Below are 14,075 nucleotides of genomic sequence, written 5' to 3'. Positions count from 1 at the left end.
CACGCCGGGAGGGCGCGCGCACACGTCCTCCCCGAGGTGCGCACCTCCCGCCGCCACGGGCACGATCACCCCCGTGACCGTCCTCGCCGCCTACCTGCCCGGGAAGGGCGGGCGCGCGACGCTCGACCTCGCCGCGCAGCTGGCCCGGGGCCTCGGGGTCCCGCTGTCGGTGGCGACCGTGCTGCCCGGGCCGTGGGACGCGACCACGCCCGCGACCGTCGACGCGCAGCTCGAGGGGTGGTCCGCGGTGCTGGCCGCCTCGGCCGAGTCCTCCGCGCGCGCCCACCTCGCCCGGACCGCCCCCGGGGCGGAGGTGCGCTTCCTGGCCCGCCCCGGCCGCTCCGTCCCGGCGACCCTCGTCGACCTCGCCGCCGGCACCGGGGCCGCCGCGCTGGTCCTGGGGTCCTCCCCGCGGGGCCGGCCCGGTCAGGTCGTCGTGGGCTCCACCGCCGGCCGCCTCCTGCACTCCTCGCCGCTGTCGGTGGCCCTCGCCCCCCGCGGCCACCGCGGCGGGGGAGCGGGGACCCCGCGCGTCACCTGCGCCGCGGCGGGGGAGGACGGGGAGGTCGTGGCCCGCGCCCGCCGGTTCGCCGACCGGGTCGGGGCGCGGCTGCGGGTGCTGACCCTCGCCGTGCGCGGCCCGGCGCCGTGGGCGCCCGCGGTCTCCGTGCTGGGCCCGCGCGCCGAGGAGGAGGTCCTCGACGCCTGGACCGAGCAGGCCCACCGCAGCCTGCGGGTGCTGAGCGAGGAGGGGGCGCTGCCGCCGGAGGCCGAGACCGCCGTCGGCGCCGGGCAGGGCTGGCGGGAGGCCCTCGACGCCGTCGACTGGGAGCCGGGGGAGCTGCTCGTCGTCGGGTCGCGGCCCCACGGCCCGGTGGCCCGGGTGTTCCTCGGCTCGCGCGCCACGAGGATCCTGCGCCACGCGCCGGTGCCGGTGGTCGTCCTACCCGGGTAGCCAGCCCACCTTCCCGACCAGGGCCGCGTACCCGACGAACGCGACGACGTCGATGGCGGTGTGCGCCACGACCAGCGGGGTCGTGCGGCCCCAGCGTTGGTACACCCACCCGAACACGAAGCCCATCGCGACGTTGCCGATGAACCCGCCCAGGCCCTGGTACAGGTGGTAGGAACCGCGCAGCAGCGCGCTCACCGCCAGCGCGGGGAACCAGCGGAACCCCAGCTGCGACAGCCGGTGCAGCAGGTACCCGGCGACGAGGACCTCCTCCAGGACCCCGTTCTCCGCGGCCGCCATCACCGAGACCGGCACCGCCCACCACACGTCGGGCAGGGTGGACGCGGCGACGTTCGTGTTGATCCCCGCGGCGACGGCGCCGAGGTAGAGCGCGAGGCCGCAGCCGCCGATGACCGCGGCCAGCCCCAGCCCCGCCAGCACGTTCCGCCCCAGCCGGCGCCCGTCGAAGCCCAGCGTCCGCAGCGACTCCCCGCCGCGGGCCATGAGGTACCCGACGAGGAACACCGGGGCCAGCCCCGACGCGATCGCCACCAGCTGCAGGGCGAGGTCCAGCCACGGCCGGTCCGGGGCGTAGCTGCCGAGCACCGTGGAGGTCTGGGCGTTGATCGCCTCCGGCGCGGTGAGGATCCCCACGAACCGCACCAGCGCCCGGACCCCGCTCATCCCCAGCGAGACGGCGAAGACGGCGAGGACCTCCCAGACCAGCAGCCGCCGGGCGCGGGGGTCGACGACGACGGCGGGGTTCACGGCTGCGCGGGGGTCCCCAGGAAGCCCAGCGCGGCCTCGTGCAGCAACCCGTTGGTGGCGACGGCGTTCCCGCCGTGCGGGCCGTCGACCCCTGCGCGGGAGGTGAACCGCCCCCCGGCCTCGGTGACGATCGGCACCAGGGCGGCCATGTCGTGCAGCGCCAGCTCCGGCTCGGCGGCGATGTCGACCGCGCCCTCGGCCAGCAGCATGTAGGACCAGAAGTCCCCGAACCCGCGGGTCCGCCACACCGCGCGGGAGAGGCCGAGGAACCCCTCCAGCGAACCCGACTCCTCCCAGCCGGAGAGGGAGGAGTACGCGAAGGACGCGTCGGACAGGTCGGCCACCGCGCTCACCGACATCCGCGAGGCCGCGGACAGGCTGCGTCCCGTCCAGGCGCCCGAGCCCGTCGCCGCCCACCACCGCCGGCCCAGCGCGGGCGCCGAGACCAGCCCGACCACCGGCTCGCCGTCGTCGAGCAGGGCGATGAGCGTCGCCCACACCGGCACCCCCCGCACGAAGTTCTTCGTCCCGTCGATGGGGTCCACGACCCACTGCCGGGCCCCGTGCCCGACGAGGCCGAACTCCTCGCCCAGCACCGCGTCGCGCGGGCGGGTCCGCCGGAGCTGGGAGCGGATGAGCTCCTCGGCGCTCTGGTCCGCGTCGCTGACGGGGGTCAGGTCGGGCTTGGTGTCCACCCGCAGGTCCTGGGCCTTGAAGCGGTCGGTGGTCACCCCGTCGACCTGGTCGGCGATGACGTGGGCCAGGCGCAGGTCGTCGTCGTAGCGGGGGCGCTGGCCGGCGGGGGCGGTCGTGGGGGCGGGCACGCCCGCGAACCTACCGCCCGGGCCCCGCGCGGCCGCGGACGCGGCCCCGGCGACCCGTTCAGGTGCCGCCCAGGCACGTCGAGGATGCTGGGAGCGGGGTGGGCGCCACCCCGGGACGCGAGGTGGAGGGGACCCATGGCCGACACGACGGACCGGACCGACGTCGAGGAGGGCTCCGACCTCGCCCCCGAGGGGCACCTGTCCGCGCTGCCGGTGTCCCCGCGCACCCGCGGGCTGCTGCTGGTCCTCGGCGGCGTCCTGGGGTTCGTCGCGGCCTTCACCCTCACCGTCGAGCGGATCAGGCTCCTCCAGGACCCCGCCTACGTCCCCAGCTGCAGCTTCAACCCCGTCCTGTCCTGCGGCAGCGTCATGCAGACGGAGCAGGCGGCCGTGTTCGGGTTCCCCAACCCGCTCCTCGGCATCGCGGCCTTCGCGGTCTCGGTGACGCTCGGCGTCCTCGTGCTCTCGCGCACCGCCCTGCCCCGCTGGGTCGAGCGCGGCTACCTGCTGGGGATCACCCTCGGGATGGTCTTCGTCGGCTGGCTCGTCGTGCAGAGCCTGTACTCCATCCACGCCCTGTGCCCGTACTGCGTGGTCGTGTGGGCGGTGGTGATCCCGACCTTCTGGACCCACCTCGCCGACGGCCTCGACCGCGGGCTGGTGCCGGTGCCCGCCGCCCTGCGCGGGGCGGCGCGCACCGTCGTCGACTACCGCGGCCTGCTCGTCGTCCTCAGCTACGCCGCCGTGCTGGCCATGGTGGCCACGAAGTTCTGGTCCTACTGGTCGACCCTGCTCTGACCCGCGCGACCCGCGTCAGGCGTCGACAGGGACCTCGGGCGGCTCGTCGGGACCGACCTGGTCCTCGCGCGCGGGCCGCCGGGCCGCCAGCAGCCGGCGGAAGGAGGCCAGCCGCACCGCCCCCGCCGCCCCGGCGCGCCCCTGCGCGACCCACCCGTCCAGGCCGCAGTCGGGTTCGTCGTGGGTGCAGCCGCGCGGGCACTCCCGCTCCCCGGGCAGCAGGTCGGGGAAGGCGCGCAGCACGGCCTCGGGGTCGACGTGGGCCAGCCCGAAGCCGCGGATGCCCGGGGTGTCGATCACCCACCCGCCGCCCGGCAGGGCCAGCGCCGCCATCGACGTCGAGGTGTGCCGCCCCCGGCCGGTGACGGCGTTGACGTGGCCCGTGGCGCGGTCGGCGTCGGGCACCAGCGCGTTCACCAGGGTCGACTTCCCGACCCCCGAGTGCCCGACGAGCACGCTCGTGCGCCCCTCCAGGCGCTCGCGGACCTCCGCCAGCCCCAGCAGGCCCTCCGGCCCGCGCGAGGTCACCACGGCGTCCAGCCCGAAGGGGGCCCACGTCCCCAGCACCTCCTCGGCCGGGCGCAGGTCCCCCTTGGTCAGGCACAGCAGCGGCTGCATGCCCGACACGTAGGCCGCGACCAAGCACCGGTCCACCAGCCGGGACCGGGGCTCCGGGTTCGCCACGGCGGTGACGACCACGAGCTGGTCGGCGTTGGCGACCACGACCCGCTCGATGGGGTCGGTGTCGTCGGCGGAGCGGCGCAGCGCGGTGCGCCGCTCGTCGATGCGGACGATGCGGGCCAGGGTGTCCGGGGTCCCCGACACGTCGCCCACGAGCCCGACGCGGTCGCCCACGACGACGCCCTGCCGGCCCAGCTCGCGCGCGCGCATCGCCCGCACGACGCGCTGCTGCGGCGTGCCCTCCCCGACCAGGCAGTACGAGCGCCCGCGGTCCACGGCGACGACGAACCCGTCGACGGCGTCGGCGTGCGCGGGGCGTTCCTTGGTCCGCGGCCGCGACCCCTTCGGGTTGGGCCGGACCCGGACGTCGTCCTCGTCCCAGCGCGCGCGGGGACCGCGCTGACCCGGGCTCAGGCCGGGGTCCCGGCGAGCATGGACGCCCACATCCCGGGGAAGTCCGGCAGCGTCTTGCGGGTGGTGGCGACGTCCTCCACGAGGACGCCGGGCACGGTGAGGCCCAGCAGCGCCCCGGCGGTGGCCATCCGGTGGTCGGCGTAGGTGCGGAACACCCCGCCGTGCAGCGGCCGCGGGCGCACCAGCAGCCCGTCGATCGTCTCCTCGGCCTGACCGCCCAGGGCGTTGACCTCGGTGACCAGCGCCTTCAGCCGGTCGGTCTCGTGCCCGCGCAGGTGGGCGATGCCGCGCAGCCGGGTCGGGGAGGAGGCCAGCGCGGCGAGGGCGGTGATGACCGGGGCCAGCTCACCGGCCTCGTGCAGGTCCAGGTCGATGCCGTACAGCTCGCCGGTGCCCTCGACCACGAGGCCCTCGCGGTCCAGGTTCACCTCCGCGCCCATCTGGTCCAGCACGTCGCGCAGCAGGTCCCCGGCCTGGGTCGTGGACTGCGGCCAGCCCGGGACGCGCACCCGCCCGCCCGCGACCGCGGCCGCGGCGAGGAAGGGACCGGCGTTGGACAGGTCCGGCTCGACCTGCACGTCGAGGGGGTTGATCTCCCCGGCCTCGACGAACCACCGGCCGGGGGTGGAGTCGTCCACGACGACCCCGACGTCGCGCAGCACTTCCACCGTCATCCGCACGTGCGGCTCGCTCGGCACCGGCGGGCCCTCGTGGACCAGCTCCAGGCCCTCGCGGGTCCGGGCCCCCACCAGCAGCAGCGCGGAGACGAACTGGCTGGAGGCGGAGGCGTCGATGCGGACCGGCCCGCCGCGCAGGCCACCCGCGGGGCCCTGGACGCTGAAGGGCAGCAGCCCCCGGCCGCCGTCGTCGACGAGGGCGCCGAGCTGGCGCAGGCCGTCGAGCACCGCCCCCATCGGGCGCTCGCGGGCGCGGTCGTCGCCGTCGAAGTGGACGGGCTCCTCGGCCAGGGCCGCCACCGGGGGCAGGAAGCGCATCACGGTGCCGGCCAGGCCGCAGTCGATCCGGGCGCCGCCGGTGACCGGTCCCGGTCGCACCACCCAGTCCGCCGGGTCCACGCCCGGCGCGTCGCGGCCGCCCTCGGCGACGTCGGCCCCGAGCAGGCGCAGGGCGTCGACCATGAGCAGCGTGTCGCGCGAGGCGAGCGGGCCGCGCAGCAGCGAGGGCCGCTCGGCCAGGGCCGCCACCACCAGGTAGCGGTTGGTGAGCGACTTCGACCCGGGCACGGCGACCACGGCGTCCAGGGGGCCGGCGGCGGTGGGGGCCGCCCACAACCGGTCGGTGGGTCCTGCGCTGCCCGGGGTGCGGGCGGGGTCGTCCTCAGTCACGGGAGCATCCTCGCAGCCGACCCCCGGGCGCGGTCACGGCAGTGGGGGCGGAGGGGTCAGGAGAGCTTGGCCGCGGCCAGCTGGACGTCCCGCTTGCCCACCTCGGCCGCGTGCACGGCCTCGCGGGCGGCGAGCTTGGCCAGCCGCTGGGCGTCGCGGCCGGCGCGCTTGCCCCGCCACAGGGCCCCGGGCTTGCCGGCGGTGTCGACGGAGCCCAGCAGCGCCCCGCCGAGCAGGCCGAGGTCGGTGAGGAAGTCCTGGAGGACCTCCGCGCGCACCGCCTTGTCCCGCTCGGACCAGAAGGGGTGGTTCACGTAGGCGCTGGGGGCGGCGGTGACGGCCAGCACGGTGGCGGCCAGCCGCGGGGCCCGGCCCAGGGCGAACAGCACCCCGGCCCCGGCCATGGCCGCCCCGTTGAGCCGGACCAGCAGGACCGGGTCGTCGGGCAGCCGCAGCGCGCCGGAGACGCCGTGCACGAGCGGCTCGGCCGAGGGGGCGAGGTCGCGGGCGTTGCGGACCTGGTCGATCCCGTTCTTGATGAAGATCGCCGCGAGCATCGGGCGGGCGACTCGTCGCACTGCAGTCATGGGAGTTGCCTACCGCACCCGCGTGATCACCGCGAACGCGGGGCCGACGGGGGGCCGGTGCCGCCGCCCGGTGGCAGGGTGGCCCCCGTGCCCAGCCGCTACGCCCTGCGTCGAGACGTCGACGAGCTCGCCGTGGAGTTCGAGGTCGACGACAACACCCTGGCCGCCGCCCCGGCCGGGACGGGCGCGCCGGGCGCCCTCCCCGCCGACGTCGTCCCCGCGACGACCGCGCCGGTCGTCCTGGAGCGCTTCCGCAAGGACGAGGAGGACGCCCCGCCGACCCGCTCGCTGCGGGCGCTGCGCTGGGGGCTGGTGCCCGCACGGGCGCAGGACGCCTCCGGCGGTGCGCGGACGGCCGAGGTGCGGGCCGAGACCCTCCTGGAGGACCCGGCCACCGCGGAGGCCGCCCTGCTGCGGCGGTGCCTGGTCCCCGCCGACGCCTGGTACGGCTCCGGCGCCGGTGCCACCGCGGACGGCGGCCCCGGCGGGCAGGACGTCGCCGTCGAGCCCGCCGACGGGTCGGTGCTGGCGCTGGCCGGGGTCTACGACTTCTGGAAGGACCCGGCCCGGGCACCCGGGGACCCCGCCCGCTGGCTGGTCAGCTTCGCCGTGGTCACCACCGCGGCCGGCGCGGGGCCGGAGCCCCGGCCCGGGCGGGTGCCGCTGGTGGTGCCCCGCGACCTGCGCGACGCCTGGCTGGACCCCTCCCTCGACGACGCCGACGACGTGCGCTCGCTCCTCGCCGCCGTCCCGGACGACCTCCTCCGCAGCGGCGCCCTGCGGGTGCGCCCCGTCCCGCCGGCGGACCGCGGGGGCGCGCCGGACCCGGGCGCGGGGGAACCGCCGCGGGCGTGACGGAATGGTCACCGGGACGCCCGCGTTGACCAGGGCATGTCGTTCGCCCCACCTCTCGAGCCCTCCCGCAGGGTCGACGCGCGCCGGGGACAGCCGCGCACGACCGCCGGTCCACCGGGTCGCCGCGACGGCCGGGGTCCCCGCGCCGCGCGCGGCGCCGTCCCGCAGGGCCTACCCTCGGACGCGATGACCGAACAGACCGACAGGGCCCCCTCCGAGGAGAGCGCCGACGAGCGCGCCGCTCGCTTCGAGCGCGACGCGCTGCCCTTCCTGGACCAGCTGTACTCCGCCGCGCTGCGCATGACGCGCAACCCCGCCGACGCCGAGGACCTCGTCCAGGACGCCTTCGCCAAGGCCTACGGCGCGTTCCACCAGTTCACCCCGGGGACCAACCTCAAGGCGTGGCTGTACCGGATCCTGACGAACACGTACATCAACACGTACCGCAAGAAGCAGCGCGAGCCGCAGCAGTCCCACTCCGACGAGATCGAGGACTGGCAGCTGGCCCGGGCGGAGTCGCACCAGTCCACCGGGCTGCGCTCGGCCGAGACCGAGGCGCTGGAGCACCTGCCGGACTCCGACGTGAAGCGGGCCCTGCAGCAGGTGCCGGAGGACTTCCGGCTGGCGGTGTACCTCGCCGACGTCGAGGGCTTCGCCTACAAGGAGATCGCCGAGATCATGGGCACCCCGATCGGGACGGTGATGTCCCGGCTGCACCGCGGTCGTCGTCTGCTGCGCGAGCTGCTGCGCGACTACGCCGTCGGCCGCGGGGTCTCGGGTGCCGTACCGGAGACGGAGGGAGCGTCGTGAGCGCGTCGGGACCGAGCACGGGGGAGCTGGGCCGCTGCCGGGAGGTGCTGGAGCGCGCCTTCGAGTACCTCGACGGCGAGATGGCCGACCTGGACTGCGTCCAGCTGAAGGCCCACCTCGAGGAGTGCGCGAGCTGCGTGGAGCAGTTGGCCGAGGACGAGAAGCTCAAGCGGGTCATCCGCGACGGCTGCCCCTGCGAGGAGGCGCCGGCCACGCTGCGCGCCCGCATCCTCGTGCAGATGACCGAGGTCGTCGTCACCTCGCGCTGAGCACCGCGCCCACCGCGTGCGACGCAGGCCCCGGACCGATCGGTCCGGGGCCTGCGTCGTGCGTGAGCGGCTCGCTCAGGCGTTGGGGCGCTTGCCGTGGTTCGCGCCGTTGCCCTTGCGCGAGCGGCGCTTGCGGCCTCGCTTGCTCATGAGCTCCTCCTCCATCGCTGGTCGGTGCGCCGGTGGGCGGGAAGCCCCCGGACGTCGGTTCGCCGTCCATGGTCCCACGGGGTGAGGGGTGCTCAAGGTCGGGCGCCGGGCACCCGATGCCCCGACGGTGACGATCACGCAGGGGAACCAAGGCACCGCGCCCGCCGCGGCCGCGGCCGGGCACGTCGCGGCGCCCGCGGAGGCGCTCATCGCGCCCTACCTGCGCGCGCTGGTGGACCTGCGCGGCTCGGACCTGCACTGCAAGGCCGGCTCCCCGCCGAGGATCCGCATCGACGGCCGGCTGCGCGCCCTGCAGGCGCCCGCGCTGACCGCGGACGTCACCGAGCGGATGCTGGAGCAGATCCTGCGCCCGGACCTCGTCGAGGAGTTCGCCCGCACCCACGAGGCCGACTTCGCCTACAGCCTGCCCCACGGCGCGGGCCGCTTCCGCGTCAACGCCTTCCGCCAGCGGGGCTCGGTGGGGCTGGTCCTGCGCCGCGTCGCCGCGCAGGCCGTGCCGCTGGCCGGGCTGGGCGTGCCGCCGGTCATCGAGCAGCTCGCCCTGGAGCACCGCGGCCTGCTGCTGGTCACCGGCCCCACCGGCTCGGGCAAGACGACCACGCTGGCCGGGATGATCGACCACATCAACACCGTGCGCGAGAGCCACATCGTGACCATCGAGGACCCCATCGAGGTCCTGCACACCGACAACCGGTCGATGATCAGCCAGCGCGAGGTGCGCCTGGACACCGCGGACTTCACCACCGCGCTGCGCGCGGCCATGCGCCAGGACCCCGACGTCATCCTCGTCGGCGAGATGCGCGACCAGGAGACGGTCAAGGCGGCGCTGTCGGCCGCCGAGACCGGGCACTTCGTCATGTCGACGCTGCACACCATCGACGCGGCCGAGACCATCGCGCGCATCATCGACTTCTTCCCCCCGCACGAGCAGAAGCAGGTGCGCCTGGCCCTGGCCGGGTCCCTGCGCGGCATCGTCTGCCAGCGGCTGGTCCCGCGCGCCGACGGCGCCGGGCGCTGCGTGGTCATGGAGGTGTGCGTGAACACCGGCCGCATCGCCGACGCCATCTCCGACCCGGACAAGACGAGCCAGATCACCGACCTCATCCGGGAGGGGCAGTACTACCGGATGCAGACGTTCGACCAGCACCTCGTGGCGCTGGTCCGCGACGGGGTCGTCACCCTGGAGGACGCGCAGGACGCCGCCTCCAGCCCGCACGACCTCGCCGTCGAGCTGCGCCGGCTGGGCCTGGTCGCCTGAGGGCTCACCCGGCCCGCGGCGGTTCCCCGCGGCGGGCGGGGTGGGGCGCCGGACCGCCCGGGGACCACTCGCGCGAGGCGCGGGTGTCGGCTCCCCAGCGCGGCGCGGCCAGGGCGAAGACGAGGAGGACGAGGAGGACCGCCAGGGCGGTCAGGTCCGAGGTCACGTCCTCAGCGTCGTCGCCGGGCCGGCGGGCGCCGAGTGGCAGATCTGCCGACGTTCGTCCAGATCCTGCCAAGGGAGCTGATCGCTGGCAGACTGCGCCCCATGGGGGTGGCCGGTGACCTGCACGACGTGGCCGTCGTGGTCGGCGAGGGCTTCTCGGCCTTCGAGTTCTCGGTGGCCTGCGAGGTGTTCGGCATCGACCGCACCGACGACGGGGTCCCGCCGTTCCGCTTCGCCGTGTGCACCGAGCAGGCCGGGCCCGTCGGGTCGCGGCAGGGCTTCAGCCTGACCGCCGAGCACCGCCTGGACCGCCTCGACGACGCCGACCTCGTCATCGTCACCCCCACGGAGCTGCACCGCGGAGCCGCGGGGGAGCGGCTGCGGGAGCGGCTGCACGCCGCGGTCGAGCGCGGGGCGACGGTGGCGAGCTTCTGCAGCGCCGCGTTCACCCTCGCCCACGCCGGGCTGCTCGACGGCCGGCGGGCCACCACCCACTACCGCCACGCCGCGGAGCTGGCGCGGCGGTTCCCGCTGGTCGAGGTGGTCCCCGACGTCCTCTACGTCGAGGACGGCCCCGTCGCCACCAGCGCGGGGACCTCCGCCGGCATCGACCTCTCCCTGCACCTGGTCCGCCGCCACCACGGCAGCGCCGTCGCCACCGCCATCGCCCGGCGGATGGTCGTCCCCCCGCACCGCGACGGCGGGCAGGCGCAGTTCGTCGAGGCCCCCGTGCGGGCCTGCGCCGACGCGTCGCTGCAGGACGCCCTCACCTGGGCGGTGGCGCACCTCGACGAGGACATCGACGTCGCCGGCTGGTCGCGGCGGGCGGCCGTGTCCCCGCGCACCTTCGCCCGCCGCTTCCGCGCCGAGACGGGGGTGACCCCGCACCGGTGGCTGCTGGAGCAGCGGGTGGCCGCGGCGCGGGCCCTGCTGGAGGACGGCGACGAGAGCGTCGACGAGGTCGCGCGCCGGTGCGGGTTCGGCTCGGCGGCCATGCTGCGCCAGCACTTCCTCCGCCTGGTCGGGACGACCCCCACGGCCTACCGGCGCACCTACCGCGGGGCCCGCGCCCCGGTCGCGGTCCGGCTGATGCCGGCGGGCGCGTGAGGGGTCACCGCGCGCACGCCTGGCTGCGGGCGCTGTTCGCCGACGTCCGCACCCGGCTGCAGGGGCACGACCTGTTCCTCGTCTCGGCGGGGGTGACGTTCTACGCGGCCATCGCGCTGGTGCCCTCCCTGGTCGTCGTCGTGCGCCTGCTCGCCGCCCTCATCGGCCCCGAGCGGGTCCTGGACCTGGCCGGGTCGGTGGGCCGGGCCCTGCCCACGGCCCAGGGGGCCGGGGAGGTGGTGCGGGGGCTGGTCGCCACGGCCGTCGACGTCGGCTGGGTCCCCGCCCTGGTCGCGCTCGTCCCGGCCACCGTCTACGGGGAGGGGCTGCGGCGCGGCTTCGCCCGGGTCAGCGTCCGCCACCCCGAGCCGGCCCCGCCCGCGGTGCGCGGGCGGATCGGGGCGTGGAAGGTGCGGCTCAAGGCGCTGCCGCTGCTGCTGCTGGCGCCCGCGGGCTTCCTCGCCGTCCTGGAGGTCGCGCCGTTCCTGGTCCGGCTGTTCGGCAGCGGCGTGCCCGGCTCCGCCCTGGGGGTCTACATCGCCCTGAACGTCGACTGGCTCGTCGTCTCCCCGGTGCTCGTCTACGTCTACCGCGTGCTGGGCCCGGTGCGGCCGGGCTGGTGGGCGGCGATCTGGGGCGGGTACGCGACCGGGGCGTTCGTGTCGGGCTTCCTGCAGGGCTTCGTGCTGTTCCTGGCCATCCCCGTCGACCTGGGCGCACCCTTCGGCGGGTACACCCAGGTCGGGGGAGCGGTCGCGGTGTGCCTGTGGCTGTGGGTCTTCACCGCTCTGACCGTCTACGGCTACGCCGTGACCCTGGAGCTGCAGCGGCGCCGGGCCGTGCACCGGGTCGGGGCGCCCCGTCCCGGCGCCGGCGCCACGCCGGTGGACCGCCGCCCCTGATCAGCGCAGGGTGAACTGGCGCACCTCGGCGTCCAGGGCCCCGGCCACCGCGGCGAGGTCCTCCACCGAGGCCCGCACCGAGCGGACCTCCTCGGTCGTGCCCTGGACGGCGCCGGCGGTGCCCTCCAGGGCGGTGGCGATGCCGGAGGAGCGGCCCGCGGCGGCGTGCAGGGTGCCGCTGACGGAGGTCGTCGTGGCCAGCTGCTGGGCGACGGCGGCGGCGATGGTCGACTGCAGCTCGTCGATGTGCGCGATCGTCTCGGAGATCCGGGAGATGTCGGCGCGCACGGCCGCGGCCTCGGACTGCACCGCGGTGAGGGTCGGGGCGATCTCCTCGGTGGCCTGCGCGGTCTGGCGGGCCAGCTCCTTGACCTCCTCGGCCACGACGGCGAACCCGGCCCCGGCCTCGCCGGCGCGGGCGGCCTCGATGGTGGCGTTGAGGGCGAGCAGGTTCGTCTGTGCGGCGATCGCGGTGATGGTGCGCAGCACGTCGGCGATCTGCTGGGAGCTGGCCCCCAGCCGCTCGACGGTGCCGGTGGCGGCGTGCGCCAGCTGCACCGCGTCGGCGGCGACGACGGTGACGTCGCTGGTGGTCGCCGACACCTCGTCGGCGGCCGCGCGCAGCTGCTCGACGGCGTCGGACACCTCGTGGACCCCGGCGGAGACCGACGTCGCGTCCCCGGTGACCTGCACGATCTCCGAGGCGGTGGACTCGGCGGCGCCGGCGAGGCGGTTGCTGGCCCCGTCCAGGGCGTCGGCGGCGTCGGTGACCCGGGCCGCGCCGGAGCTCATGGCCGTGAGGGCCTCGCGCACGGCGCCGGTCGCCTCGTCGAGGGCGCGGCCCATGGCGCCGAGCTCGTCGTCGGCGTGCCGGCCGCCGGGGGTGAGGACCTTCGCGGACAGGTCGCGGCCGGCGACCCGGCGCAGGACCTCGGTGAGCCGGCCGATGCGGCGGACGATGGAGCCGGCCATCACGGCGATGACCCCGGTCATCACCAGGGCGATCACCAGGCCGAGGACCGCGGTGTTGCGGACCAGGCTGTTCCCGCCGGCCTCGATGCGGTCGGTGACCGCGGCGGTGTCGGCGTCGGGCAGCCAGCTGGTGACGACCCAGTTGTAGGCGGGGTAGCGGGAGACCCCGACGGTATACGTGCCGTCGGCCAGCGTCACGTCGCGGGTGGTGAACTCCCCGGCGGGCAGCTCCTTCGCGGCCGCGATGAGGTCGGCGACGTAGGGGGCGCCGTCGGCGTCGGTGGCGTCGATCATGACGTCGCCGTCGGCGGCGCCCTCCGGCGCCACGACCGCGGTGCCGGCGGACGCGGCGGCGTCGGAGAACACCGCGTAGTAGCCGGAGGTCCCGACGGTGGCCTCGGCCAGGGCGCGGCGCAGGTCGGCGGTGACGTCGGCCTGGGGCAGCCCGACGAACACGGCGCCGACGACCTCGTCACCGACCTTCAGCGGTTCGTAGACGGTGACGTAGGGCTGGTCGGCGACCATCGCGGTGCCGTGGTACGTCTCCCCGGCCAGCAGGGCCTTCACGACCGCGTTCGGTGCGCCCTCGGCGTTCGTGGCCGGGATGTAGGTGCCGATGTTGCGGGTGCCGCTGGCGCCCACGACGGTGGTGGCCACCCGCAGCATGTCCCCGGAGGCGTTCATGCGCTGGAAGACCGTGGTCGCCGCCCCGGTCAGGCGCGCCGCCTCGTCCATGCCCGGCACGGTCGCGGCGGGGTCGCCCTGCTGACCCAGCCAGGTGCCGCCGAACTCCAGCCGCGGCAGCGTCACCGGGGTCTTGTCCTTGGTGACCTGGTTGGTCGCCGTCCAGGTGGCGGTCTCGGCGGGGTCGAGCGCCGGCCCGCCGTACTGCGCCAGGCGGTCGGTGGTCACCCGCAGGTTGGAGTCGAGCATGGCCTGCACGGCCGACGCCTGGGTGGCCACGGTCGTCTGGACCTGGGTCCCGCTGTCGTGCAGGGAGCGCTCGGACATCGCCCGCACGTCCTGGGAGGTGTCCTGGGACAGGTCCTCGACCTGCCACGCCGAGAGGGCGCTCAGCAGGCCGGCGGTGACGACGACGGCACCGACCCCGGGCAGCAGCAGCTGCGAGCGGAGCGTGCGGGGACGCAGGGAGAAGGCCACGTCCTCTGATCGGCCACCGGGGGCCGGAACTTCAC

At 76.2% G+C, this 14,075-nt stretch carries 16 protein-coding genes; 8 read left to right on the top strand and 8 right to left on the bottom strand.

The window, feature by feature from the left end; translation table 11 throughout:
- The first annotated feature begins 73 nt into the window (after window positions 1–73).
- A complete protein-coding gene (locus tag KRAD_RS05080) occupies window positions 74–955 on the top strand; it encodes a universal stress protein (RefSeq protein WP_012084452.1) in 882 nt (293 codons plus the stop codon).
- Here the strand turns inward: KRAD_RS05080 and KRAD_RS05075 are convergent.
- Window positions 944–1,720 (bottom strand): CPBP family intramembrane glutamic endopeptidase, encoded by a 777-nt coding sequence (locus KRAD_RS05075; RefSeq protein ID WP_012084451.1) that lies wholly within the window; start codon window positions 1,718–1,720, stop codon window positions 944–946. The two genes, KRAD_RS05080 and KRAD_RS05075, sit on opposite strands and share 12 nt — an antisense overlap.
- The gene (gene hisN, locus KRAD_RS05070) at window positions 1,717–2,544 is read right to left on the bottom strand and encodes a histidinol-phosphatase (RefSeq protein ID WP_012084450.1); all 828 of its coding nucleotides are present in this window, start codon (window positions 2,542–2,544) and stop codon (window positions 1,717–1,719) included. Before hisN ends, KRAD_RS05075 begins: the two co-directional genes overlap by 4 nt.
- Before the next feature lie 135 nt (window positions 2,545–2,679).
- Between hisN and KRAD_RS05065 the strand changes: the two genes are divergently transcribed.
- On the top strand, window positions 2,680–3,342 hold the full coding sequence (locus KRAD_RS05065; protein ID WP_012084449.1) for a vitamin K epoxide reductase family protein: 663 nt from the start codon (window positions 2,680–2,682) through the stop codon (window positions 3,340–3,342).
- A 15-nt stretch (window positions 3,343–3,357) separates the two neighbouring features.
- Here KRAD_RS05065 and rsgA read toward each other — a convergent pair whose 3' ends face one another.
- The 3 genes from rsgA to KRAD_RS05050 are packed head-to-tail and all read right to left on the bottom strand — an operon-like array spanning window position 3,358 to window position 6,370.
- The gene (gene rsgA, locus KRAD_RS05060; protein WP_049821416.1) at window positions 3,358–4,437 is read right to left on the bottom strand and encodes a ribosome small subunit-dependent GTPase A; all 1,080 of its coding nucleotides are present in this window, start codon (window positions 4,435–4,437) and stop codon (window positions 3,358–3,360) included.
- The gene (gene aroA / locus KRAD_RS05055) at window positions 4,434–5,783 is read right to left on the bottom strand and encodes a 3-phosphoshikimate 1-carboxyvinyltransferase (protein WP_012084447.1); all 1,350 of its coding nucleotides are present in this window, start codon (window positions 5,781–5,783) and stop codon (window positions 4,434–4,436) included. Before aroA ends, rsgA begins: the two co-directional genes overlap by 4 nt.
- A 56-nt stretch (window positions 5,784–5,839) precedes the next feature.
- The gene (locus KRAD_RS05050) at window positions 5,840–6,370 is read right to left on the bottom strand and encodes a DoxX family membrane protein (RefSeq protein WP_012084446.1); all 531 of its coding nucleotides are present in this window, start codon (window positions 6,368–6,370) and stop codon (window positions 5,840–5,842) included.
- 87 nt (window positions 6,371–6,457) lie between these two features.
- On the opposite strand from KRAD_RS05050, the gene KRAD_RS05045 reads away from it, so the two are divergent.
- From KRAD_RS05045 to rsrA, 3 genes are read left to right on the top strand one after another with little or no spacing between them, the layout of a single operon-like run.
- A complete protein-coding gene (locus KRAD_RS05045) occupies window positions 6,458–7,225 on the top strand; it encodes an SOS response-associated peptidase (protein WP_041292689.1) in 768 nt (255 codons plus the stop codon).
- A gap of 36 nt (window positions 7,226–7,261) precedes the next feature.
- Window positions 7,262–8,035: a sigma-70 family RNA polymerase sigma factor gene (locus KRAD_RS05040; RefSeq protein ID WP_012084444.1), complete on the top strand. Its 774-nt coding sequence runs from the start codon at window positions 7,262–7,264 to the stop codon at window positions 8,033–8,035.
- Entirely contained in the window at window positions 8,032–8,304 is a 273-nt protein-coding gene (gene rsrA / locus KRAD_RS05035) for a mycothiol system anti-sigma-R factor (protein WP_012084443.1), read from the top strand. The genes KRAD_RS05040 and rsrA overlap by 4 nt, the downstream gene beginning before the upstream one ends.
- A 75-nt stretch (window positions 8,305–8,379) precedes the next feature.
- Here the strand turns inward: rsrA and KRAD_RS27805 are convergent, their stop codons facing one another.
- Window positions 8,380–8,454: a 50S ribosomal protein bL37 gene (locus KRAD_RS27805; RefSeq protein WP_375791718.1), complete on the bottom strand. Its 75-nt coding sequence runs from the start codon at window positions 8,452–8,454 to the stop codon at window positions 8,380–8,382.
- 127 nt (window positions 8,455–8,581) lie between these two features.
- Between KRAD_RS27805 and KRAD_RS05025 the strand changes: the two genes are divergently transcribed.
- Window positions 8,582–9,733 (top strand): type IV pilus twitching motility protein PilT, encoded by a 1,152-nt coding sequence (locus tag KRAD_RS05025; RefSeq protein WP_203417494.1) that lies wholly within the window; start codon window positions 8,582–8,584, stop codon window positions 9,731–9,733.
- A gap of 4 nt (window positions 9,734–9,737) precedes the next feature.
- On the opposite strand, the gene KRAD_RS25880 is transcribed toward KRAD_RS05025, so the two are convergent.
- Complete coding sequence (locus KRAD_RS25880; RefSeq protein WP_157873481.1) at window positions 9,738–9,899, bottom strand: hypothetical protein; 162 nt, start codon at window positions 9,897–9,899, stop codon at window positions 9,738–9,740.
- A 101-nt stretch (window positions 9,900–10,000) separates the two neighbouring features.
- Here KRAD_RS25880 and KRAD_RS05020 point away from each other — a divergent pair, with 101 nt between their 5' ends.
- Together KRAD_RS05020 and KRAD_RS05015 are read left to right on the top strand one after the other, a co-directional pair.
- On the top strand, window positions 10,001–11,005 hold the full coding sequence (locus KRAD_RS05020) for a GlxA family transcriptional regulator (RefSeq protein ID WP_041291908.1): 1,005 nt from the start codon (window positions 10,001–10,003) through the stop codon (window positions 11,003–11,005).
- Window positions 11,002–11,907 (top strand): YihY/virulence factor BrkB family protein, encoded by a 906-nt coding sequence (locus KRAD_RS05015; RefSeq protein WP_012084440.1) that lies wholly within the window; start codon window positions 11,002–11,004, stop codon window positions 11,905–11,907. Before KRAD_RS05020 ends, KRAD_RS05015 begins: the two co-directional genes overlap by 4 nt.
- On the opposite strand, the gene KRAD_RS05010 is transcribed toward KRAD_RS05015, so the two are convergent.
- The gene (locus KRAD_RS05010; protein ID WP_012084439.1) at window positions 11,908–14,040 is read right to left on the bottom strand and encodes a methyl-accepting chemotaxis protein; all 2,133 of its coding nucleotides are present in this window, start codon (window positions 14,038–14,040) and stop codon (window positions 11,908–11,910) included.
- Window positions 14,041–14,075: the final 35 nt, after the last annotated feature.

This window comes from Kineococcus radiotolerans SRS30216 = ATCC BAA-149 (genome assembly GCF_000017305.1).
GTDB lineage: Bacteria > Actinomycetota > Actinomycetes > Actinomycetales > Kineococcaceae > Kineococcus > Kineococcus radiotolerans.
Note: the sequence above shows the minus strand (reverse complement) of the source record. Positions and strands in the feature narration are given on the sequence as shown.